This window comes from Candidatus Rhodoblastus alkanivorans (genome assembly GCF_022760755.1).
GTDB lineage: Bacteria > Pseudomonadota > Alphaproteobacteria > Rhizobiales > Beijerinckiaceae > Rhodoblastus > Rhodoblastus alkanivorans.
The window spans coordinates 413,007-435,402 of sequence record NZ_JAIVFP010000001.1; the positions used below are offsets into that span (position 1 = coordinate 413,007).

Annotated in this window: 20 protein-coding genes; 9 read left to right on the forward strand and 11 right to left on the reverse strand. The window is 58.7% G+C overall.

Translation table 11 applies throughout. The annotated features are described in order from the left end of the window. Positions 1–20 precede the first annotated feature (20 nt). Positions 21–1,016, reverse strand: coding sequence for a cobaltochelatase subunit CobS (cobS, locus tag K2U94_RS01925; RefSeq protein WP_243065598.1), 996 nt, complete (start codon positions 1,014–1,016; stop codon positions 21–23). 205 nt (positions 1,017–1,221) lie between these two features. Continuing rightward, complete coding sequence (locus K2U94_RS20610) at positions 1,222–1,575, reverse strand: J domain-containing protein (RefSeq protein WP_336606144.1); 354 nt, start codon at positions 1,573–1,575, stop codon at positions 1,222–1,224. 320 nt (positions 1,576–1,895) lie between these two features. On the opposite strand from K2U94_RS20610, the gene K2U94_RS01935 reads away from it, so the two are divergent. From K2U94_RS01935 to K2U94_RS01955, 5 genes are all read left to right on the forward strand, one after another. Further along, positions 1,896–2,192: a BolA family protein gene (locus K2U94_RS01935; RefSeq protein WP_243065600.1), complete on the forward strand. Its 297-nt coding sequence runs from the start codon at positions 1,896–1,898 to the stop codon at positions 2,190–2,192. A 233-nt stretch (positions 2,193–2,425) separates the two neighbouring features. Beyond that, the gene (locus K2U94_RS01940) at positions 2,426–3,898 is read left to right on the forward strand and encodes a D-alanyl-D-alanine carboxypeptidase family protein (protein ID WP_243065601.1); all 1,473 of its coding nucleotides are present in this window, start codon (positions 2,426–2,428) and stop codon (positions 3,896–3,898) included. Continuing rightward, positions 3,895–5,049, forward strand: a complete 1,155-nt coding sequence (locus K2U94_RS01945; protein WP_243065602.1) for a CobW family GTP-binding protein — start codon at positions 3,895–3,897, stop codon at positions 5,047–5,049. Before K2U94_RS01940 ends, K2U94_RS01945 begins: the two co-directional genes overlap by 4 nt. Before the next feature lie 233 nt (positions 5,050–5,282). Continuing rightward, positions 5,283–6,476, forward strand: a complete 1,194-nt coding sequence (locus K2U94_RS01950; protein WP_243065603.1) for a GNAT family N-acetyltransferase — start codon at positions 5,283–5,285, stop codon at positions 6,474–6,476. Continuing rightward, positions 6,473–6,760 (forward strand): RNA-binding S4 domain-containing protein, encoded by a 288-nt coding sequence (locus K2U94_RS01955; RefSeq protein WP_243065604.1) that lies wholly within the window; start codon positions 6,473–6,475, stop codon positions 6,758–6,760. Before K2U94_RS01950 ends, K2U94_RS01955 begins: the two co-directional genes overlap by 4 nt. A 22-nt stretch (positions 6,761–6,782) precedes the next feature. Here K2U94_RS01955 and K2U94_RS01960 read toward each other — a convergent pair whose 3' ends face one another. The 4 genes from K2U94_RS01960 to hemE form a co-directional block, all read right to left on the reverse strand. Continuing rightward, positions 6,783–8,453, reverse strand: a complete 1,671-nt coding sequence (locus K2U94_RS01960) for an acyl-CoA dehydrogenase family protein (RefSeq protein ID WP_243065605.1) — start codon at positions 8,451–8,453, stop codon at positions 6,783–6,785. 87 nt (positions 8,454–8,540) lie between these two features. Beyond that, positions 8,541–10,592: a M3 family metallopeptidase gene (locus K2U94_RS01965; protein ID WP_243065606.1), complete on the reverse strand. Its 2,052-nt coding sequence runs from the start codon at positions 10,590–10,592 to the stop codon at positions 8,541–8,543. 60 nt (positions 10,593–10,652) lie between these two features. Continuing rightward, entirely contained in the window at positions 10,653–11,075 is a 423-nt protein-coding gene (gene hemJ, locus K2U94_RS01970) for a protoporphyrinogen oxidase HemJ (protein WP_243065607.1), read from the reverse strand. 1 nt (position 11,076) lies between these two features. Beyond that, positions 11,077–12,141, reverse strand: a complete 1,065-nt coding sequence (hemE, locus tag K2U94_RS01975) for a uroporphyrinogen decarboxylase (protein WP_425332540.1) — start codon at positions 12,139–12,141, stop codon at positions 11,077–11,079. 412 nt (positions 12,142–12,553) lie between these two features. Here hemE and K2U94_RS01980 point away from each other — a divergent pair, with 412 nt between their 5' ends. The 4 genes from K2U94_RS01980 to dnaQ are packed head-to-tail and all read left to right on the forward strand — an operon-like array spanning position 12,554 to position 15,595. Continuing rightward, entirely contained in the window at positions 12,554–13,387 is an 834-nt protein-coding gene (locus K2U94_RS01980; protein WP_243065609.1) for a pyruvate, water dikinase regulatory protein, read from the forward strand. A 31-nt stretch (positions 13,388–13,418) separates the two neighbouring features. Next, entirely contained in the window at positions 13,419–14,267 is an 849-nt protein-coding gene (locus K2U94_RS01985) for a shikimate dehydrogenase (protein ID WP_243065610.1), read from the forward strand. Continuing rightward, positions 14,264–14,854, forward strand: coding sequence for a dephospho-CoA kinase (gene coaE / locus K2U94_RS01990; protein WP_243065611.1), 591 nt, complete (start codon positions 14,264–14,266; stop codon positions 14,852–14,854). The genes K2U94_RS01985 and coaE overlap by 4 nt, the downstream gene beginning before the upstream one ends. A gap of 33 nt (positions 14,855–14,887) precedes the next feature. After that, a complete protein-coding gene (gene dnaQ / locus K2U94_RS01995) occupies positions 14,888–15,595 on the forward strand; it encodes a DNA polymerase III subunit epsilon (protein ID WP_243065612.1) in 708 nt (235 codons plus the stop codon). Positions 15,596–15,627: 32 nt separating this feature from the next. Here the strand turns inward: dnaQ and K2U94_RS02000 are convergent, their stop codons facing one another. The 5 genes from K2U94_RS02000 to K2U94_RS02020 form a co-directional block, all read right to left on the reverse strand. Continuing rightward, complete coding sequence (locus K2U94_RS02000; protein ID WP_243068785.1) at positions 15,628–16,164, reverse strand: ActR/PrrA/RegA family redox response regulator transcription factor; 537 nt, start codon at positions 16,162–16,164, stop codon at positions 15,628–15,630. Positions 16,165–16,276: 112 nt separating this feature from the next. Continuing rightward, positions 16,277–17,596 carry an ActS/PrrB/RegB family redox-sensitive histidine kinase gene (locus K2U94_RS02005; RefSeq protein WP_243065613.1) on the reverse strand — a complete coding sequence of 440 codons (1,320 nt, stop codon included), beginning with the start codon at positions 17,594–17,596 and terminating at the stop codon, positions 16,277–16,279. Between the two features lie 56 nt (positions 17,597–17,652). Next, a complete protein-coding gene (gene typA, locus K2U94_RS02010) occupies positions 17,653–19,464 on the reverse strand; it encodes a translational GTPase TypA (RefSeq protein WP_243065614.1) in 1,812 nt (603 codons plus the stop codon). Between the two features lie 215 nt (positions 19,465–19,679). Next, positions 19,680–21,005: a TAXI family TRAP transporter solute-binding subunit gene (locus K2U94_RS02015; RefSeq protein WP_243065615.1), complete on the reverse strand. Its 1,326-nt coding sequence runs from the start codon at positions 21,003–21,005 to the stop codon at positions 19,680–19,682. Between the two features lie 97 nt (positions 21,006–21,102). Beyond that, positions 21,103–22,344 carry an argininosuccinate synthase gene (locus tag K2U94_RS02020; protein ID WP_243065616.1) on the reverse strand — a complete coding sequence of 414 codons (1,242 nt, stop codon included), beginning with the start codon at positions 22,342–22,344 and terminating at the stop codon, positions 21,103–21,105. Positions 22,345–22,396 lie beyond the last annotated feature (52 nt).

Here is a 22,396-nt window from a genome sequence, read left to right on the forward strand (position 1 = left end):
GAGTGAGGACGGCGCAGCCTTCAGCTCAAAGCGACATTGATCGCGCTTTCCGGCAATTCCTTGCCGAAAGAGCGCTGATAGAATTCGGCCACCAGCGGCCGTTCGAGCTCGTCGCATTTGTTGAGGAAGGTCAGGCGGAAGGCAAAACCGATATCGCCGAAAATTTCCGCATTTTCGGCCCAGGTGATGACGGTGCGCGGACTCATGACCGTCGAGAGATCGCCGCCCATGAAGGCGTTGCGGGTCAGGTCCGCGACGCGCACCATTTTCCCGATGGTTTCGACGCCTTCCTTGTCCTTTTGGAAGCGCTTGACCTTGGCCAGGACGATGTCGACCTCCTTGTCGTGGGGGAGATAGTTCAAGGTGGTGACAATCGACCAGCGATCCATCTGGCCCTGATTGATCTGCTGGGTGCCATGGTAAAGGCCGGATGTGTCGCCGAGGCCGATCGTATTGGCGGTCGCGAAAAGCCGGAACGCCGGATGAGGACTGATCACCCGATTCTGGTCGAGCAGAGTGAGCCGGCCGGAAACCTCGAGCACGCGCTGGATGACGAACATGACGTCGGGACGACCGGCGTCATATTCATCGAAACAGAGCGCGATATTGTGCTGTAGGGCCCAGGGCAGAATGCCGTCCCGGAATTCCGTCACCTGCTTGCCCTCGTGCAAGACGATCGCATCCTTGCCGACGAGATCGATGCGGGAAACATGGCTGTCGAGGTTCACGCGCACGCAGGGCCAATTCAGGCGCGCCGCCGCCTGTTCGATGTGAGTCGACTTGCCCGTGCCATGATAGCCCGAGACCATGACTCGGCGATTATAAGCGAAGCCGGCGAGAATGGCCAAAGTGGTTGTTCGATCGAACAGATAGTCCGGATCGATCTCGGGCACATGTTCATCCGGTTCGGAGAACGCGGGGACCTTCATGTCGGAATCGATCCCGAAGACTTCTCGCACCGAAATGGTCTTGTCCGGCAGGCGAGAGATGGATCCCGTGGAAAGCACAGCTTGCATCGAACCTCCGTTTCCGCGCCGGCCGCACCGATGCGCGGCGGCGGCGGATTTAAGTCAAATTGTCAGGGCCGAATCGTCACCCGCAGTCTCAAATCGATCGCCGCGCGCGCCTCGAATTCTCTACGTCCAACGATAAACCCGCGATGCGGAAGGCCACAAGGGCAGGAACAGGCGACTTTCCCCGCGCGCCCCGCCCCTCGCCGGCTCATACCGCGCGAAATGATCTCAATACATTGTAGGCATTTATGATTTCCCGCAGGCGGCCTTCATTGGAGCGATCGCCCCCATTGGCGTCCGGATGCAATCTCTTGACCAGTTCCTTGTAGCGCGCCTTGATCTCGTCCCGCCGCGCATCGTCGTCGAGCCCCAAAACATGCAAAGCCTTGAGCACGACGACACCATGGCGCGGCGCCGTAGCCGTCGCGCGCCTGGCCTTGGCGCCATACGCGTTGGGAGACCGCCGGTCCGTCGAATCGGCGTGATTCGATCCCATTTTCCACGTCGGACGATGCCCGGTCAGCGCCTCCTTCTGGTAGAGAAGCACGGCATCATCGCTCATGCCGTTAAAATAATTATAGGTCGCGTTATATTCCCGGACATGGTCGAGGCAGAAGCAGAAATACTGACCTTCCCGCAAACGGCCCATCGGCGCGCGAAATTCTCCCGCCGCCTGGCATCCCGGATGCTGACATCGCTGGCCGACGGAATTGGGCTGCGCCGCAGCGGTGTTGCGTCGCGTCCTGATCCGGTCAAAAATGGGGGAATTCAAATCCATGACATTCAGAATAGGGTTGAAGGGGGCCTGTGAGCAAGAACGAGCGCAAGATTAAATATCTTGACAAGCCCTGATCGCGCCCAACCGCCGAAGGAGAATTCTCGATGGAGCCCTTGAACAAACCGACCGTCCGCGAACGCATGGAAACGAAGCTTTCCGCCGCCTTCGCGCCCGAATTCCTGAAAGTGGTCGACGAATCGCACCAACACGCCGGCCATGCCGGTCACGCGGGCGGCGCCGGACATGGCGGAGAAACCCATTTCCGCATCCGCATGATCTCCTCGCAATTCGCCGGCAGAAGCCGAATCGATCGTCACCGGGCAGTCAACGATCTCCTCGCCGAAGAAATCGCGGGAGGCGTTCATGCGCTGGCGCTCGACGTCAAGGCGCCGGGCGAATGAATCGCCCGCCCCGGACATAAAAGCGTCTCAAAGCCATGTTGTGGGGTTAACGTGCTGAATGGCGCGCTCAAGTCCGTCATTCAGCAATTCCTGAACCTCGTAACTCCAAGAAGAAGGTCGATCCCCTCACTTATGTTCGCCAGGCGAGAAGGATCGATTTCAAAAGCATTCGCTTGCCTTCCACGACCGCAACCCGGGCTGGGCGCACCTAGCCTTTTGGCGCAGAGACGACGATGTTTTCAAATTCTCATCGATTCCGGCTGACGATAGGCCTTTGCGCCGCGGCCTTATTCCTTCTGGACGGCGGCTCCATCGCGAGCGCCAGGCAGGGCCACAGACATGCGAAAGGTCACGCGCACGTCGCCTCGGCTCCCGTCCATTACACGCCGCCGCCGTTCATCTCGATCGACGTCGCGACCGGACGCGTCATCGAATCGCGCGACGCCACTCATCGCTGGTTTCCGGCTTCGGTCACCAAGCTGATGACGGTCTATGTCGCCCTCCAGGCGGTTCAGCAGGGACGTCTTTCGCTTGACACGCCGCTGATCGTATCCGCGCGGGCGGCCAGCATGAGGCCTTCAAAAATGGCCTTCGCCCCCGGCTCGCTCGTCACCCTGGATAATGCGCTGAAAATGCTGATGGTGAAATCGGCGAACGACGTCGCCGTCACCGTCGCCGAGGGCGTCTCCGGCTCCGTCGAGGCTTTCGCCGATGAAATGAACCAAACCGCAGCCAAGCTCGGCATGCGCGATTCGCATTTCGCAAATCCCAACGGCCTCCCCGATCCCAACCATTACACTTCCCCGCGCGACATGGCGATTCTGGGCCGCGCGCTGCTGGTGAACTTCCCGCAATACGCCGGGCTTTTCGACATCGGGGCGATGAAACTCGGTGATCGGGTGATTCCCAACCACAACGGTCTGATCGGGCGCTATTCGGGCGCCGACGGCATGAAGACCGGCTTCACCTGCGCCGCTGGCTTCAATCTGGTCGCGAGCGCGACGCGCGGCGGGCGAAAAGTCATCGTCGTGATCCTGGGCGACCTCACCGCCAGGATTCGCACCGGCCATGCGGCCGATCTCCTCGATCGCGCCTTTGCATCGAACCAGCTTGGCGAGCCCGCAGCCGACCTGCCCTCGGTCGGCGGGGGGCCGCCCGATATGCACGCCGAAATCTGCGGCGGGCGCAGCCCCAAGGCCGTTCTTGAGGCCGAAAGCGAGGATTTCAACAGCCCGATCCAAACCGCGCCCGGCGCGACGCCGCCCGTGCCCGGCGCGGGCGCGATGATAGCGGCGCTCCCGCGTCCCGTCTTCGATCCCACGCCTGTTTACGTCGGCGAGGCCCCCGGCTACCAGGGTCCGATCGCCGGACCGCGCCCCGCCAATACGCCGATCGGAGCGATCGCCTATACGACGCCAGCGCCGGAACATGCCGCGGCCCCGACGCCGATTCAGCCGGACCCGAAGGCGCTCTCCATGCATCGCGGCGCCAAGGTCAAGCACGCCGCAAAACATGCGGGCGCAGGCAAGAAAAAGGCGGAAGCCAGGAAACCGACAACCACGAAGGCGCAAGCCAAGAAAACGGAAACCAAAAAAGCCGCCGGCTCCCACCCGCACGCCAAATCCGAGACCCATACCAAGGCGAAAAAACAGAACAAGGACGCCCACAGCTCCGCCGCCGCGGACAAGCAGGCGAAAAAGAATTGAGCGCCTCGCCGTCCGATCGCCGGCCGCCGCCGCCAATTCCGGCAACCATTCTCACGGGTTTCCTTGGCGCCGGCAAAACCACCCTGTTGAACCGCCTTCTGCGCGATCCCGCGCTGGCGCGCGCCGTGGTTCTCATCAACGAATTCGGCGAGATCGGCCTCGACCATTTGTTCGTCGAAAGGATCGACGGCGACATGGTCATGATGACGTCAGGCTGCCTTTGCTGCACCCTGCGCGGCGATCTCATCGACGCGCTCGAGGGTCTGCTCCGGCGACTCGACAATGAAAGGATACCACCCTTCGACCGGCTCCTGATCGAAACGACGGGCCTGGCCGATCCGGCGCCGATTCTGCACACTTTGATGAGCCATCCCTATCTGCTGCTGCGCTTCCGTCTCGACGGCGTCGTGACCGTTCTCGACGCGATCAACGGCGCGGCGACCTTGGAGGATCATCCGGAATCCTTGCGCCAGGCGGCCATGGCGGATCGTCTCGTGCTGTCGAAAATCGATCTGGTCCAATCTGGCGAGGATAGACGCGCCTTTGAGCGCCTCCTCGAAAAGCTCGATCGGATCAACCCCGGAGCCCGACGGCTCGACGATCCGAAGGATTTCAACGCCAGTCAGCTTCTCGGCCTTGGCCTCTACAACCCGGAAACCAAAGCTCCGGACGTCGCGCGTTGGCTCAACGCCGAAGCCCTGGCCGACGCCGCCCATGCGCATGAAGATCATTTGTCGCATGAAGGTAACGCGCACGACGTCAACCGGCACGGCGAATCGATTCGCGCCTTCGTCCTGGTCGGCGAAAGGCCTCTTTCACCCTCGTCCTGCAATCTTTTCCTGGAAATTCTGCGCAACGCCCACGGACCAAATCTGCTCCGCGTGAAAGGAATCATCGCATTGGCCGATGACCGGGACCGGCCCTTGGTCATTCATGGGGTGCAGCACGTCTTTCATCCGCCGGTGCGTCTCGACGCCTGGCCCGACGACGATCACCGGACGAGAATCGTGTTCATCGTCGACAAGATGAGCCCGCAATTCGTTCAGGGTCTTTACGAGGCCTTCGCAGGCGACCTGCGCATCGATCGCCCCGATGGCCAGGCGCTGGCCGAGAGCCCGCTGACGCCTTCGCGGGGCGGATTGCTCGCCTGATCCCTGTGCAGGTCGAGAATGTCGCGCTTTTGGCGCGGAGGTTGATTCATAGAGCTCATTAGGTCGCGTCAAAGGCGAATCGTGCCGAAACGAGCCAAAGAGCTTCGTTTTGAGACGCCTCCACGACCGGGAGCAAAACAGGTGTGACACATTTTCTCGGACTAGAGCCAGCCTGGCGCGACCCGCAGCTACGAAGCCCGGGTAAATATCCGACCGGGACCAATAGGGACGGCTTGGCTTCCCAAGCCGATCGGTCCGACGCGATAAGTCCGCTACTGATCGAGAATGTCGATTTCGACCAATTGCGCCGGCATGAAGCCGAATGGAGGGACCTTGCGGCGCGCGGGCTTGAGCGCAATGTCTTTCTCGAACCGGGCTTCGCCCTGCCCTTTCTGCAACATTTGAGGCGCCCAAAAAATCTGCGCTTCCTGTTGGCTTGGCGAAAATCGGCGGCGGGCGCGTCGGGGCGCCTGATGGCGCTTTGGCCGATCGTCGCGCCCGGAGCGCCCGGAGCGCCATACGAAACCTGGCGCCACGATTATTCCTGTCTCGGCGCGCCCCTGCTCGACCGGGCCAACGCCGCAAGCTGTCTCAATGCGATCGTGGGTCATTTGCGGGCCGAGGGCGGCCATGCTCCCATTCTGGCGCTCAGACAGTTAAGGCGACGTGGCCCGCTGTATTCCCTCATCGCCGATTATGCTGGACGGCAAGGCCTCGCCGTCGAATATGCGGCGGAATATCAGCGCGCCGCGCTCGACGCGACCGCGGCCGAGGGAGAAGCCGCCTGGCCCATTCCCGCGAAAAAAAGGAAGGAACTGCGACGCCAGTTGCGACGCCTCGACGAGAGCGGAAGCGTTTCGTTCGGCGTCGCAGATGGCGGCGAGGCATTCAACCGGCAACTGGAATTGTTTCTGGCGCTGGAGGCCAAGGGCTGGAAAGGCCGCCATGGCGGCGCTTTTCTTGCCCGCCCCGAACTTGCCGCCTTCGCGCGGACGATGACGCGAACATTGGCGCGCGAAGGGAAATGCAGGATTTATTGGCTCGCCTGCGGCGAACGGATCGTCGCCAGCAATATTCTGCTGCTTGACGCCGACCAGACCTTTTTCTGGAAAACAGCTTACGATGAAGACTTTGCCACCCTCTCGCCGGGCGTGCTGCTGGCGATGCAAATGACGGACGCCCTTTTGCGCGATCCGCGGCTGCGGCGTGTCGATTCCTGCGCCATTCCGAACCATCCGATGATCGATCATATTTGGCGCGAGCGTGAGCCTTTCGCCGATATCCTGATCTCATGCTGTCCAGGCGGAGAGCTGGCCTTGCGTCGCGCGGCAGTCCGCGAGCGGTTCCGCCGCTGGCTCCGTGACCGCGCCAAATCGCTCCGGACGAAAGCCCAGAAAATCATAGGCTCGAGGAACCAAAGACGGTGACCGATCCACGCCAGCGCCTCGACAAATGGCTTTGGCATGCGCGCGTCGCGAAAACCCGCACGGCGGCGGCGGAGCTTGTGACCAGCGGCTATGTGCGAATCAACGGCAATCGCGCCCAACAGGCGGCAAAACTCGTCGCATTGGGCGATATCGTCACGATCGCCCTGTCCCGTCGCGTCCTCGTACTGGAGGTTCTCGGCTTTTCCGAACGCCGGGGACCCTTTGCCGAAGCGTCGAAACTCTATCGCGCCATCGACCCGGACGGCGTGACGCCGGATGGCTGAAGCGACGCGGCGCCGTTGGCAATCAGCTCTCCAACAGCCGCCGCGCGATGACCTGCGCTTGAATTTCCGCCGCGCCCTCGAAAATATTGAGGATGCGCGCGTCGCAGAGCACGCGCGAGACCGGATATTCCAGGGCGAAGCCATTGCCGCCATGGATCTGCAGGGCGTTGTCGGCGGCCGCCCAGGCGACGCGCGCGCCCAGAAGCTTGGCCTGACCCGCCTCCAGATCGCAGCGCTTGCCTTCATCCTTCGCCCTAGCCGCGAAATAGGTGATCTGCCGCGCGATATGGACCTCGACCGCCATCATCGCGACCTTGTCGGCGACGCGGGGGAAGTGAATCAGGGCCTTGCCAAACTGGATGCGCTCCTTGGCGTAGCGAAGCGCCAATTCCATGGCGCATTGCGCGACGCCCACGGCGCGCGCCGCGGTCTGGATGCGCGCGCCTTCAAAAGTCTGCATCAGCTGTTTGAACCCCTGTCCCTCGACGCCGCCAAGCAGATTTTCCGCCGGAACCTCAAAACCGTCGAAGGCGATTTCATATTCCTTCATGCCGCGATAGCCGAGCACTTCGATTTCGCCGCCGGACATGCCTTTCGCTGGGAAAGGATTGGCGTCGTCGCCGCGCGGCTTTTCCGCGAGAAGCATCGAAAGGCCCTTATAGCCCGGCTCACTGGGATTGGTGCGGGTTAGAACCGTCATCAGATCGGCGCGCACCGGATGGGTGATCCAGGTCTTGTTGCCGTTGACGACATATTTGTCGCCTTCGCGAACCGCGCGGGTTCGCAACGAAGCGAGGTCGGAGCCGGTGTTCGGTTCGGTGAAAACCGCAGTCGGAAGGATTTCGCCCGACGCGATCTTGGGCAGATATTTTTCCTTTTGTTCCGCCGTGCCGCCGCCCAGGATCAGTTCGCCCGCGATTTCCGAACGCGTGCCGAGCGAGCCGACGCCGATATAGGCGCGCGAAAGCTCCTCCGTGACCACGCACATTGCGACCTTGCCAAGGCCCATGCCGCCATATTCTTCGGGAATGGTCAGACCGAAAACGCCGAGATCGGCGAGCCCCTGAATGATCTCCAGCGGAATATAGGCGTTCTTCAAATGCCATTCATGCGCGTGGGGAACGACCTCGGCCTCGGCATATTTACGAATTTCCTCGCGTATCGCTTCCAAGGTCTCGTCCAACCCCGGCGAGCCGACTGTCGCCGAGGCCTCCGCGTGGTCCACGAGATCGACCAGCCGGGCGCGATTTGGCGCAATATTGCCGGCGGCGATCAGCTTCTCGGTCGCCGTCGTGCGGGCGAGAGCGATGGTCTCGGCGCTCAAGCCGAAATCGCCCAGCCGGACAAACTCGCCCTGGCTCATCGGAATGCCGCCGAAAACCTGGGCGAGATATTCGCCGACGCCGATCCGGGTCAACAGATCCTCGGTTTCCCCGTAACGCCCCTCGGCCTGCATCCTTTCGCCATAAGCAAGCATTTCGCGAAGGGATTCGACGTAAGTGGCGAACCAGGCAAGGCCATGCGCGGCATGCTGCTCGCGCTCGATCGCTGCGTTCGACAGTTTTCCGTTCTCGGTAACCTGGGCGCGAACGCTCGCGACAGCCTTTTCATACAGCCCTTCGACAGCCTCGATAACCTCACGGCCGAGCTCAAAAAATTCCTCTGTGGCGATCGCTTGGGCGGCCTGCGTCATGCATGTCTCCTGATCCGGTTGAACCGGCGAGATGAAATTCGCTGAAGGGCCTTTTTTGCCAGCCTCGATGACGCAGTGCAATAAGTCTTAAGCTTCGGTCAGGCCTTTCTTTAGCAGGAGCGCGCCGAATTCCGGCTTGCGGCCTCTGAACAGGCGATAGGCTTCGTTCGGATCGCGCTGATTCCCCGCCGCATAGACATAATCCCGCAAGCGACCGGCAGTCGCGGGATCGAAAATATCGCCGGCCTCTTCGAACGCCGCGAAGGCGTCGGCGTCGAGCGCTTCCGACCATAAATAGCTGTAATAGCCCGCCGCATAGCCGTCGCCCGCGAAAATATGAGAAAAATGCGGTGTTCGGTGACGCATGACGATTTCCGATGGCATGTCGACGCCGCGCAGAATTTCCTTTTCGGCGCCGACGACATCCTCAGGCGCATCGGCGCGAGAGTGCAGCAGGAAATCGACATAGGCCGAAGCACAATATTCGACGGTCGCGAATCCCTGATTGAAATGACGCGCTGCAATAATGCGATCGATCATGTCTTGCGGGATGGGCGCCCCCGTTTCGTGATGAAGGGCGAATTTCTGCAGGATTTCCGGACGAAGGGCCCAGTGCTCAAAGAGCTGCGAGGGCAATTCCACGAAATCCGTGGGCGTCGCCGTCCCGCTCATCGAGGGATAGACGACGTTCGACAGCATCCCATGCAAGGCATGCCCGAATTCGTGAAAGAGGGTGGTTGCTTCCGTGAGGGACAGCAGGGTCGCGGTTCCCGGAAGCGGCTTGGAAAAATTCATGACATTGACGATGACAGGACGGATGTCGCCCCCCAATTTTCGCTGATTGCGAAAATTCGACATCCAGGCGCCGGAACGTTTGCCGGCCCGGGCGTAATAATCTCCAAAAAAGATCGCCAGATGCTGTCCGTCCCGATCGAGAACTTCGAACGCCCGGACGTCAGGATGATAGGTCGGCAAATCCGTCCGCGAAACGAAACGCAATCCAAACAAGCGCTCCGCGCAATAAAACGCCGCCTCGATCATCTTTTCGAGCTGGAAATAGGCGGAAAGGGCGCTTTGATCGATGTCATATTTCCGCAACCGCAGCTTTTCCGCGTAATAACGCCAGTCATGGGCGGCTATTGTGAAATTTGCGCCTTCGGCGTCGGCGACTTTCTGAAGGGCGGCGGCTTCCGCCCCGGCCCTGGCGCGCGCCGGCGCCCAAACCTTGTCGAGCAGGTCGAGCGCCGCCGCCGGAGCGCCGGCCATGGTCGGCTCCAGCTTGTAATCGGCAAAAGTCTTATAGCCGAGCATTTGCGCGCGTTCGCGCCGAAGATCGAGGATCTCGGAAATGATGCGTCGGTTGTCGGTCGCGCCATCATGCTCCCCGCGCGCGATCCAGGCGTTGAACAAATCCTCGCGAAGGTCCCGCCTGTCGCCATAGCTCAGGAAAGGCTCGACGCTCGATCGCGACAATGTCAAAGCGAAGGGATGGGCGGCATGGCGATCCGTCGCGGCCTGCGCGGCCTGCGCGGCCACCGCCTTCGCCTCGTTGGGCAAACCGGAAAGATCGTCCTTTTCCAACTCCATGATGTAATTTGCTTCGTCGGCAAGGACGTTCTGCGCGAAATTCATTTCGAGACTTGCGAGGCGTTCCGCCGTTTCCGCGAATCGCTCCCGGTCCGCGCCCGAGAGTTGCGCTCCGGCGCGCACGAAACTCTTGTAGGTCAGTTCGAGCAAACGCGCCTGTTCGCCGCTCAGCGGCAGGTCGTCTCGATTTTGATAAAGGGCCGCAACCCGCGAGAACAATCGTTCATTAAGCGAAATGTCGGCATAATGTCGCGCAAGCATGGGCGACACTTCCCGTTCGATCGCCCGCAATTCTTCGGTCGAGTCGGTTCCGGAGAGATTCCAGAACACGCCGCCGACGCGATTGAGCGTCTTGCCGGCAAGTTCCAACGCATCGATCACGTTCTCGAAGGTCGGCGTCGCGGGATTGTCCGCGATTGCGGCGATTTCCCTCTCATGTTCGCGCAAGGCGACGTCGAAAGCCTGACGATAATGGCCGGCTTCTATCGCCTCGAAGGGCGGAAGGGTGAAAGGCGTGCGCCATTCGACAAGCAGTGGATTGGGCGCGTGCATGGCGTTCTCCTTTGGGTGAGCAAGGATAGGACGAGCCGCGCAGCGACACCAGCTTACTTGCTAAAATGGTTTGACGACGACCAAAACCACGATGAAAATCATCAAGATCGTTGGAACTTCATTGAACACGCGAAAAAATTTGGTGGAGTGCTTGTTGCGGTCCAACTTGAAGTCGTGTTGATATTTTCCGAGCGCAAAATGGGTCAAGGTCATCAATAATACAAAAATCAGCTTTGCATGAAACCAAGGAGAATGAAAAAATCCACTTTGGATCGCCAGAAACAATCCTGTCACCCAGGCCACGATCATGGCTGGCGTCATGATCATGTAGAGAAGTTTTCTCTCCATGATCTTGAATGTTTCCGAACAGCCCGATCCCTGTGCTGCGTCTGCGTGATAGACGAAAAGCCGCGGAAGATAAAGCAGCCCGGCCATCCAGGATATGATGGCGATGACATGAAGCGCCTTGACCCACAAATACATTTCAGGCCTCGAAGGATCGCACTTGCTTGACCAATGCCGCGACGTGGTCGATCGGGGTTTCCGGCAGTATGCCGTGCCCGAGGTTGAAAATATGGGCTCGCGTACGGTAAGCCTCTAGAATCCCAGCGACCGCGGTGGTTTGCCCCGTCCCGCCCGCCAACAAAGCCAGCGGGTCGAGATGACCTTGGACGACGACATTCTCAGGAACATTCGCCGCGATCCAGGCAGGATCGACGGCAGTGTCAAGTCCGAGAGCGTTCGCGCCGGCGCGTCGGCAGAAATCGCGATAATGACTCGCCGCGCCGCGCGGAAAGGCGATTATCCGGGCATAAGGAACTCTTTTCCGAACGCCCTGTATGATTTTCGTGATCGGAGTGAGTGACCAGCGTTCAAATTCCGCCGCCGGCAAGATTCCGGCCCAGGAATCGAATATTTGGACGGCGTCGACTCCGGCGTGAAATTGCGCGCAAAGATATTCGATGGAGGCGTCGACCAGCTTGTCAATGAGAATCTGGAAACCGTCCGGATCGCGATAGGCGAAAAGGCGCGCCGCGGCCTGATCGGCCGAGCCGCGACCCGCGACCATATAGCTTGCGACTGTCCATGGCGCCCCGCAAAAGCCAAGAAATGTGGTTTCTGCGGGCAGTTGCGCGCGAACGCGATCGATCGTTTCAAACACCGGCGCCAAACGCTCCAGGGACAAGGGCGGCAAATTCCGGATGGCGGCTGTATCGGTGAGGGGATCGAGACGTGGGCCTTCGCCAGTTTCGAAAACGACTTTTTGTCCAAGGGCGTCGGGGACGACGAGGATGTCGCTGAAAAGGATTGCGGCATCGAATCCAAACCGGCGAATGGGCTGCAGCGTGGCCTCGGCGGCAAAAGCGGGCGAATAGCAGAAGTCGAGAAAGCTCGGAGCCTTGGCGCGTATCTCGCGATATTCGGGCAGATAGCGGCCAGCCTGCCGCATGAGCCAAATTGGTGGCGATGTCGTCCGACTTCCGTCGAGAACGGCAAGCAGCGGCTTTTTGCTAACGAGGGGAGGAAGGTGGTCGCTTTGAGGGTTCACCAATGAAATCCTAAAGAGCTTTTGAATCTTGTTTTTGTTTTTAGACAGGGGAATAGCCTTATTCCAGAGGGCGCACAACGCATACCGAATCGCCGGGCGGATTTGGGACAGGCGACGGGAAAAAAGTTGATGGGGCGTTAACAATTTTTTTACCAATATCCTTAGGACTTTGCGCCGCTCCGATTCACCATTCGATCGGGCTTATTCCCGTAATTCCCAATCTCAACAATTGGCTTGTTTCAAGGGATAGGATTGCGGCGGCTGTTGAGAATTTTCGTGGAATCTCGCAAACTTGGCCGCCCGCTCGGACTTATCCGCCTTCTGCCGACATTTACACAGTCATGGAGCCAGAGGGACGAAATCAGGGGAAAAGACGAAAAGGCGCTCGCCAGGAAAGAGGATTTGAGCCTCAGTGACGCGAAATTATTTTCACCTTCACCTTGTGTCCGATTCGACCGGGGAAACGCTGATCACCGTCAGCAGGGCCGCCGCCGCGCAATATCAAGGCGTGGCGTCGATCGAGCATATCTATCCGCTCATTCGAAATCACGACCAGTTGGATCGGGTCATCGCCGGCATCCGGTCGTCGCCGGGCATCGTTCTCTACACGCTCGTGGATTCAGAGCTCGGCGAGAAACTTGAGCATGCTTGCGCCGAGGTCGGCGCGCCCGCAATCTCGGTGCTGGCGCCGGTCTTGGGAATTTTTCAGTCCTATTTGGGACCGGCTTCGACGCCGCGACCCGGCGCCCAGCATGTGTTGAATTCAGATTATTTCAAACGTATCGACGCCTTGAATTTCACTATGATGCATGACGATGGACAGAGCTCCGGCGATCTCGAAAGCGCCGATGTCGTTCTTCTCGGCGTCAGTCGAACCTCCAAGACGCCGACAAGCATTTATCTCGCCAATAAGGGAATAAAAACAGCCAATGTTCCAATCGTTCCGGGCGTTCCGATTCCGGGAGATATTGAAAGGTTGAAAAATCCTTTGGTGATCGGCTTGTTCGCGACGCCCGATCGCATCGTGCAGATTCGGCAGAACCGGCTGTTGGCGTTGAATGCGACGCAGGAATCGTCTTACGTTGACCGTTCGGCGGTCGCCGACGAAATCAACCAGTCGCGTCGGCTTTTCGCACAAAGGGGCTGGGCGACGATCGACGTTTCCCGACGTTCCATCGAGGAAACGGCCGCGGCCATCATGGATCTTTACCGTGACCATCGCTTGCAATTCATCACCCAGGGTTGATTCGATCCATCCAACCGGAAATACGTGAAAAATGAAGCGCGCCTTCGTCGTCGGCTTTCCGATCAGCCACAGCCGGTCCCCTTTGATTCATAATTTCTGGCTGAAGAAATATGGAATTGCTGCAGAATACGTATCAAAAGCGGTTGAAGCAGACCGGATCAAGACCTTTCTTGCAGGTTTCGAGGCTGAAGGCTTTTGCGGCGGCAATGTGACCTTGCCCTATAAGGAGATCGCCTTTGAGCAATGTCAGCAGGTGACGGAATCGGGCAGAAAAACAAAAGCGGTGAATACAATTTGGATGGAGGGCGGAAAACGTTTCGGCGACAATACGGATATTGAAGGCTTTCTGGCCAACCTCGACGCCGAAGTTCCGGGCTGGTCCCAAGATTGCCAACGGGCGGCGGTCATTGGCGCCGGCGGCGCGGCGCGGGCGGTGATCGCAGGCCTGGCGAAGCGGCGGACGCCGGAACTCACGATCGTCAACCGTTCGCGCGAACGGATGTCGCAATTGGCCGACGAAATCGCCGATTGGGGGTTTCGGACCATCCAGCAACGCCCATTGGAGGTTCGCCACAGACATTTCGATCAGGCGAATCTCCTGATCAATACGACATCGCTCGGCATGGTTGGAAAGCCTCCGTTGGAGGTCTCATTGGATGATTTGGCGGACGACGCCGTCGTCAATGACATCGTCTATGCGCCGATGGAAACCGAGCTGTTGCGCGAGGCGAAGCGCAGACGGTTTCGTGTCGCTGGGGGCCTGGGAATGTTGCTTCATCAGGCGGCGCCCGCATTCGAAAGATGGTTTGGACTGCGGCCAGAGGTGACGTCGGAGCTTCGGGATTTGGTCGAACAGGACTTGCAACGGCCTCGATCATGATTGTTTTGGGATTGACCGGCTCTATCGGAATGGGAAAATCGACGACGGCGAACTTATTCCGAAGGTTCGGAATTCCCGTTTTCGACGCCGATCAAAGCGTTCACCGGATTTATGCGGGCGAACCGCCGGAGGGCTTGGCGGAGCGGTTTCCAGACGCCATCGTCGATGGCCGTATTGACCGCAAACGCCTCGCGGCTTTGGTGCTGCATGATTCGGGCGCCGTGGCGACATTGGAAAAAATCGTCCATCCTATGGTCGCCCACGCGCGAGACCAGTTTATTCTCGACAACAGAAGGGAAGGCGCGAAGGTCGCTGTGATCGACGCGCCTTTGTTGTTCGAGACGGAGACCTGGCGGCTTGCGGATGCGGTTGTTGTGGTGTCGGCGCCGGAAAAAATTCAACGGGAGCGAGTCTTGTCGAGGGACTCTACGACTGAAATAAAGTTGAACCAGATATTGAGCCGCCAGATGCCTGACGCGGAAAAAAAAAGACGCGCGCAATTCATTGTCCATACTCAATTCGGGATCGAACAGGCGCGACGGCAAATCCGAACAATCGTCGCAACTCTTGCCCAAATTGACAAATGAATCATAATAAATGGTATTGGATCAGGCATCGTCATGGAACGTGAAATTGTCATCGATACAGAGACCACCGGCCTAGAGGCGAATGCGGGCGATAGAATCATTGAAATCGCCGCTATAGAGCTTTTAAATGGAATTCCGTCTCAAAATATATTTCATACTTATGTAAATCCTGAACGCGATATTCCAGATTCTGCCTTTAAAGTTCATGGCATATCCTATGAAATGGTCGCCGATAAGCCGAAATTTTGTGACATTGTCGATCAATTTCTTGAATTCATCGTCGGCGATCCAATCGTCGCGCATAATGCCGAATTCGATTTGGGGTTCATCAATGCGGAGTTGCGTCGAGTCGGCCGCGCCGCTCTGAACGGAAATCCCGTGGTCGATACATTGGCCATGGCGCGAAAAAAGTTTCCCGCGCAGTCCAATTCGCTCGACGCGCTCTGTAACAGGTTTGGCATCGACCGAAGCCGCCGCGTGAAGCATGGCGCCTTGGTCGACGCGGAAATTCTCGCCGAGGTCTATACGGAACTCAGGGGAGGCCGGCAGACGACATTGACCTTGCAGGTCAGGCGGGAAATTTCCAAGGGCGCGGCCAACTTCTCTCTCTTGCGGCAACGTCCGCGGGATTTGCCTTTGGCGTTGGCGGACGCCGAGAGCGCGGCTCATGCTTTGCTCGTACAAGAACTTGGCGCGCCCGCGCTTTGGGCGCGTTATACGGAGGTATCAGAATCGAAGTGATATAAATATAAAAATTTTTGTAATAGATTTTGCTAACGTGGCGCACGTTTAGCAAGAATGCGCTGTAATGTTCGCCGATGCATATTAAGGCGTCGCGCCGTTTCAGATACGTTTCTTTCGCAAAGCTCGTAAATTCTTTGGATATGTTCCCATCGCACGCGTTCAGCCGACATGGGATTCTGCGGAATCGTCCCGACGGCTGCGGCATCGCCATTCATGAGAGCAAAAAAGACCTCGTCGGCATCGGCCGGCTTCGCCAGATAATCGAAAGCGCCAAGCTTGATCGCAAGCACGGCGGAAGAAATATTGCCATATCCGGTCAAAATGACCCCTCTGGCTTCGGGTCGCCGTGATTTGAGTTCGGTGATCACGTCAAGACCGTTTCCATCCCCCAGGCGCATATCGATGACCGCGAAAGCCGGCGGTTGGGTGCGGAGGGCGGAAAGGGCGTCGGCGACGGATTCAGCCATAGTCACGGTGAAGCCCCGCGAAGCCATCGCCTTGGCCAATCGGTTCAGGAAGGGCCGGTCATCATCCGCAATAAGGAGGTGAGGGTCCTTTTCGAACAAGAGCCGGGCTTCGTTGGTTTCCTCGCCTTTGGTTTCGTCTCCAGTCTGCACGATTTCCCTCTCGTCGCGATTGGTCCGGCGCGTAGGCTCGTCGCCAGCTGGTTCAATCTGTCTATGAACGATCCTCAGGGAAAGATGACAAGTGTGAAAGCGAATTTTTGAAGCCCGTTTCCAGCTGTTGACGGTTCCATGCGATCTCGACGACCGCTCCGGATCCCTCGTGGTTTGAGAAATGGAGAGTGGCTCCCGTACGTTCCAGAAGAGTTTTGGAAATAAAAATTCCGAGGCCCAAGCCAGCCTCGTCACCGGCCTTCAGGCGACGATCCATTCTTGTCTTCAAATAGGGCTCCCCGATCTGAGCCAGGATTTCATTAGGAAAACCGGGGCCATCGTCCGAAATTGCAATCGTCACGCGTTCGCTTGTCCAGGTTGCGATGAGAGAGACTTTGGTTTCTGCGAAGTCAAGCGCGTTCTCGATGAAGTTGCCTATGCCATAGGTTAAAGCAGGATTGCTTGTAACGACTGGTTCGCTTCCATCGCCAGATATGTCGATTTCAATCGTGACGGGATGTGACCGAAACGGTGAAATTACGTTCTCGATCCAGTAACGCAACTTTATATTTTCGAGCTGCGGATGTTCCTCTGTCGCAAGAGAAGAAATGCGACTGAGAATATCTCGGCATCTTTGCGACTGTTGATTCAATAAGTCGATATCTTCCGAAAATTCTTTGGGTATATTCGATCGGCTGAGCTCTCGGCTGACGACGGCAATCGTGGCGAGCGGCGTTCCCAATTCATGCGCGGCGGCGGCGGCCAGTCCATCAAGGCGCGACAGGTGATTCTGGCGTTCCAGGACCAATTCCGTAGCCGTGAGGGCGAGGCTGAGGTTTCTCGCTTCACGCGCGACTTGAGCCGCATAGGTGCAGATGAAGGCAGTCGCGACAAGCAAGGCGATCCAGAGCCCAAGCCGGTAGAGCAACGGCAATTCGAGCGCCTGCTCCCGGTACCAGGGCAGGGGCCAGTGACAAATGCTCAAGAAACTGGCGCACAGTAGGACCAGCGCGACAATGGCGACGATCTGGCGGGGCCGAAGGGAAACGGCCGCAATTGTGACGGGGGCCAGCAGCAAAATTGAAAATGGATTGTCGAGGCCGCCGACGAGAAACAGCAAGGTCGAGAGTTGAAGAACGTCGAAAGCGAGCAAGGCCATCGCCGGGCGTTCTTCGAGACGAAGCGATCTTGGAAAATAAAGTTCGACAACAACATTTAGGACGGCCGATGCGCCAATGACGGCGAGACACCAACGCAGCGGGACGTCGAATTTGAGTCCGAAGGCGACCGCAAGGACCGTGAAGAGCTGCCCAAAAAGCGCCAGCCAGCGCAATTGGGTCAGCGTTTCGATGCGCAAGTTTCGGCCTTCGATGCCGAACATGAGCGAAATAGGCCTTTTTTCCACGGTCGTTCCGGCTTCGGGGCGGTTAGGAAATCCTATTCTTTCGCGCGTTCGGCGCGTTTGCGGTCGTTGGGATCGAGAATGGCCTTGCGAAGCCGGATCGACTTCGGCGTGACCTCCACCAGTTCGTCATCCTCGATATAGGCGAGCGCTTTTTCGAGCGTCATCCGGATCGGAGGCGTCAGCTTCACCGCCTCGTCCTTGCCCGCGGCACGGATATTGGTCAGCTTTTTCCCCTTGAGGACATTCACCTCAAGGTCGTTCTCACGCGTATGCTGTCCGACGATCATGCCGCGATAAACTTTCCAGGCGGGCTCGATCATCATGGGCCCGCGGTCTTCCAGGTTCCACATCGCATAGGCCACCGCTTCGCCGGCGTCGTTCGAAATCAGCACGCCATTTCGACGCCCAAGGATGTCGCCCTTATAGGGAGCGTAATCGTGAAACAGGCGATTCATGATCGCGGTGCCGCGAGTGTCTGTCAATAATTCGCCCTGATAGCCGATCAGGCCGCGTGTTGGCGCGTGAAACACCAGCCGCTGGCGATTGCCGCCGGAGGGGCGCATTTCGATCATTTCGGCCTTTCGTTCCGACATCTTTTGGACGACGACGCCGGAAAATTCCTCGTCGACGTCGATGACGACTTCTTCAATCGGCTCAAGACGAGTTCCATCGTCTGTTTTTTGGAAGACAACGCGCGGACGGGAAATGCCAAGCTCGAAGCCTTCGCGCCGCATCGTTTCTATCAGGATCGCCAACTGCAATTCGCCGCGTCCCGACACGATATAGGAATCCGAGCCCGGGGAATCCTCGATCTTGAGCGCGACATTGCCTTCGGCTTCCTTATAGAGGCGGTCGCGGATGACCCGGCTGGTGACTTTGTCGCCTTCCGTTCCCGCGAGGGGCGAATCATTGACGAGAAAGGTCATGGACAATGTCGGGGGGTCGATCGGCTGGGCTTGCAGCGGCTCGGTGATCTCCGGCGCGCTCAGCGTATCGGCGACGTTGAATTTCTCAAGCCCCGCGATGGCGACGATGTCGCCCGCTTCCGCTTCCTCGATCGGCTGACGTTCAATGCCACGGAACGCGAGGATTTTGGAAACGCGGCCCTGTTCGACGACATTTCCCAACCGATCCAGAACCTTGACCGCCTGGTTCGGCTTGATCGAACCCGCGAAGATGCGGCCGGTGATGATCCGGCCCAGATAAGGGTTCGATTCGAGCAATGTGCCGAGCATTCGGAAGCCGCCGGCCTCGACCTTCGGTTCCGGAACATGGTCGAGAACCATATCGAACAAGGGGGAAAGATCGGAGGTCGGCTTGTCCGGGCTGTCCGACATCCACCCCTGCTTCGACGAGCCATAAAGGATGGGAAAGTCGAGTTGTTCGTCGTCGGCGTCGAGCGCCGCGAACAGGTCGAAAACTTCGTTGATCACTTCGGTGGGGCGGGCGTCCGGCTTATCCACCTTGTTGATGGCGACGATGGGTTTGAGACCGATCTTCAGCGCCTTGCCGACGACGAATTTGGTTTGCGGCATGGGGCCTTCGGCGGCGTCGACGAGAACGATCGCGCCATCGACCATTGAGAGAATGCGCTCGACCTCGCCGCCGAAATCGGCGTGGCCGGGCGTATCGACAATGTTGATCCGTGTGTCCTTCCATACCACGGACGTCGCCTTGGCGAGGATCGTGATGCCACGTTCGCGTTCGAGATCGTTCGAGTCCATCACGCGCTCGGCTACGCGCTGATTTTCTCGGAATGCCCCGGATTGGCGGAGAAGTTGATCGACCAGGGTCGTTTTGCCGTGGTCGACGTGGGCGATGATGGCGATGTTGCGCAGTTTCATGGGCGTCCGAAAGATTGGCCTGCCAATTGGGGGCAAGCGACGTGAACCTGTTGGTTATGCGTCATGCGGGTGGGACGGCGTCCAGGTGCGGACCCGGGCAGACAGGCGAGGCGGCGCCAGGATCCCTGAGAGGCTCGTCAATTGGCGCCTGATCTAGCGGAAAATTGCAAAGATGGAAACCTGTGAAGCGTGGTCGCCTTCGAAGAAGCGCCTTGCTATCGGTCGTGTGGCCGGACCGAAGGAAGCCGGCCGCCAAGTTCGCTTCGCCGATCCGCGATCGCAAGGCGCGCCTGCTGAACGGCCAAGGTCAACGCCGCCAGCTGATGATTGTCGAGTTTGGGCATTTCCGCCGCCGCGAGAGACCGGGTGAGGATTTCGTCGATCTGAATCTCGAGCTTCGCCAGAGTCTCCAAACTGTCAGCCTTGCGACCCGATTTAAGAATGGTCAGCGCCTTTTCCATCAATTGATCGAAACGGGCAAATCCGGAAACGGTCAATCGGCTCGCCAGAGTGGCGAGACCGGAAATGAGGACGCTCGCAACCATCGCTCCGATATAGATCATATCGCTGTATTTGTCGAAAAAGGTCTCTTCTTCTCCGTCCAGAAAGGCGGCGGCGCCCGGATGCGTGGGAAGAACTTCTCCCTTATCGGTGCTCGGAGCCTCGATATGGTTGGCGATGGGAACGGTCGCCGCCGCGAGGGCGCGATCCGCCAGAATCAGCCGTGTCGTCTCTCCGACAGTGGAATTATCCAGATCGTTGCGGGCGACGAGCCTTACTGTCGCTCCGATGGTCGAGATATTCTCGGGCGGTCGCGACGGCGAACCGCCGAACGCGCCGCGAAGGATTTGCGTCGCATCGAGACCAGGAAATCTTTCCGCGAGCGCGGAGGCTTCGAGAATCGGGACGAAGACAGGCGCGCCCGATGCGGCGCCGCTTTCCGAAACGATTTTGACGGGGCCTGAAACCTGCGGCGAATCAAAGGGACCGAAGACGAACAAGGCGTCGATTTGCCGACCGCGGAGGAATTTGGCCAGATTGTTTGGCGCGACGCCGATTGCTTTGATTTCCCCGGGCCCGATGGAATATTGCGATTCGATCGTCTGAAGCAGGCGCCGGTTTGCCTCGCCGGACATTTCCGTCTCGACGACGCCGATCGTCCGTCCCTTGAGTTCGGAGAAATTCGCAAATGTCTTACCGGGCGGGGCGACGATGACGACCGAATAATGGGCAAGAATCAAAGCCGTCGCGGCATTGGTCGGCATCGGAATGTCAGAACGGACGACCGCGAGATCAGCGTGGTCTTCGCTGATCGTCTTGGATGCGGCCGTTTCGTCGGTTGTCGGGACGATCCGGAGTCTTATGTCCTCGTGGCTTCGGACGAATTCTTGGTTCAAAATGACGAGCAGTTTCTGATATTCGCTGCCGTGGGGAACGGCGACCCTCAGCGTCGTCGGTCGTTCGTAGAAATAAAACCCGATCGTCGCAACGGCGACCAGACCGGCCGCGGCCGCCAATATCAATAGGGAAAGACGCCACATCAGTCCTGAACCCGGGTCGCGATCAGCGAAAGATCAGATAGTCGCGTCAAATTTGCGGCGTCGCCAGACCGAATCGGTCAGGCGAGGTCGCTGGCGCTCAACTTTTGGCGATTTTTTGCCGGCGTTTGGCCAGTGTGCGCAGGCGCAAGGCGTTCAGTTTGATGAAGCCCGCCGCGTCGCGATGGTCATAGGCGACAGCCCCCTCTTCGAAAGTGACTAGTTCCTGATCATAGAGCGAATAGGGACTTTCGCGGCCGACGACGGCGGCATTGCCCTTGTAGAGCTTCATCCGGACGCGGCCGGTCACGTTTTCCTGGCTCTTGTCGATGAGAGTCTGGAGAAGCTCGCGCTCGGGCGAGAACCAGAAGCCGTTGTAAATAAGTTCGGCATATTTCGGCATCAATTCGTCTTTGAGATGTGCGGCGCCGCGGTCGAGCGTGATCGATTCGATCCCCCGGTGCGCGAAATGAAGGATCGTACCCCCGGGCGTCTCGTACATTCCGCGCGATTTCATGCCGACGAAGCGGTTTTCGACCAGGTCGAGCCGACCGATGCCGTTGGCGCGGCCATAATCGTTCAGCTTGGCGAGAAGGGCGGCCGGGGAAAGGCTTTCTCCGTCGATTGCGACCGGATCGCCCTTTTCGAAATCGATCTCGATATAGGTCGGCTTGTCAGGGGCGTTTTCCGGGTCGATCGTCCGCGAATAGACGTAATCGGGCGTTTCCTGAGCCGGGTCTTCGAGGACTTTGCCTTCCGAGGACGTGTGGAGAAGGTTGGCGTCGGTGGAAAACGGCGATTCGCCGCGCTTGTCCTTCGCGATCGGGATCTGGTGTTTCTCAGCGAATTCAATCAGCGCCGTGCGCGAGGACAGGTCCCACTCGCGCCACGGGGCGATGACCTTGATGTCCGGTTCAAGCGCATAATAGGACAGTTCGAAGCGGACCTGATCATTGCCTTTGCCTGTCGCGCCGTGGCAGACGGCGTCGGCGCCGACCTTGCGCGCGATCTCGATCTGCTTTTTCGAGATCAGCGGCCGGGCGATGGAGGTGCCGAGCAGGTAAAGACCTTCATATTCTGCATTGGCGCGGAACATCGGAAAAACATAATCGCGAACGAATTCCTCGCGGAGATCCTCAATAAAAATGTTTTCCGGCTTGATGCCGAGCAGCTCGGCCTTTTTCCGGGCCGGCTCCAGTTCCTCGCCCTGTCCCAGATCCGCCGTGAAGGTCACGACCTCGCAGCCATAGGTCGTTTGCAGCCATTTGAGGATGATGGAGGTGTCGAGGCCGCCCGAATAGGCGAGGACGACCTTTTTGGCGTCGTTCAAGGGCTTGGACATTGGGTTTCGATCCGGTGAAAAATCGGCGGGACTATAGGCGCGCCGAGGCTTG

Excerpts from the sequence above, each read along its gene's own strand:
- K2U94_RS02015 (WP_243065615.1), bottom strand. The coding sequence starts at position 21,005 with ATGTGGCGTCTTTCCCTATTGATATTGGCGGCCGCGGCCGGTCTGGTC.
- K2U94_RS02005 (WP_243065613.1), bottom strand. The coding sequence starts at position 17,596 with ATGTTCGGCATCGAAGGCCGAAACTTGCGCATCGAAACGCTGACCCAA.
- K2U94_RS01960 (WP_243065605.1), bottom strand. The coding sequence starts at position 8,453 with ATGACGCAGGCCGCCCAAGCGATCGCCACAGAGGAATTTTTTGAGCTC.
- coaE (WP_243065611.1), top strand. The coding sequence starts at position 14,264 with ATGATTGTTTTGGGATTGACCGGCTCTATCGGAATGGGAAAATCGACG.
- K2U94_RS20610 (WP_336606144.1), bottom strand. The coding sequence starts at position 1,575 with ATGAGCGATGATGCCGTGCTTCTCTACCAGAAGGAGGCGCTGACCGGG.
- K2U94_RS02020 (WP_243065616.1), bottom strand. The coding sequence starts at position 22,344 with ATGTCCAAGCCCTTGAACGACGCCAAAAAGGTCGTCCTCGCCTATTCG.
- hemJ (WP_243065607.1), bottom strand. The coding sequence starts at position 11,075 with ATGTATTTGTGGGTCAAGGCGCTTCATGTCATCGCCATCATATCCTGG.
- typA (WP_243065614.1), bottom strand. The coding sequence starts at position 19,464 with ATGAAACTGCGCAACATCGCCATCATCGCCCACGTCGACCACGGCAAA.
- dnaQ (WP_243065612.1), top strand. The coding sequence starts at position 14,888 with ATGGAACGTGAAATTGTCATCGATACAGAGACCACCGGCCTAGAGGCG.
- K2U94_RS01965 (WP_243065606.1), bottom strand. The coding sequence starts at position 10,592 with ATGCACGCGCCCAATCCACTGCTTGTCGAATGGCGCACGCCTTTCACC.
- K2U94_RS01935 (WP_243065600.1), top strand. The coding sequence starts at position 1,896 with ATGGAGCCCTTGAACAAACCGACCGTCCGCGAACGCATGGAAACGAAG.
- cobS (WP_243065598.1), bottom strand. The coding sequence starts at position 1,016 with ATGCAAGCTGTGCTTTCCACGGGATCCATCTCTCGCCTGCCGGACAAG.
- K2U94_RS01985 (WP_243065610.1), top strand. The coding sequence starts at position 13,419 with ATGAAGCGCGCCTTCGTCGTCGGCTTTCCGATCAGCCACAGCCGGTCC.
- K2U94_RS01940 (WP_243065601.1), top strand. The coding sequence starts at position 2,426 with ATGTTTTCAAATTCTCATCGATTCCGGCTGACGATAGGCCTTTGCGCC.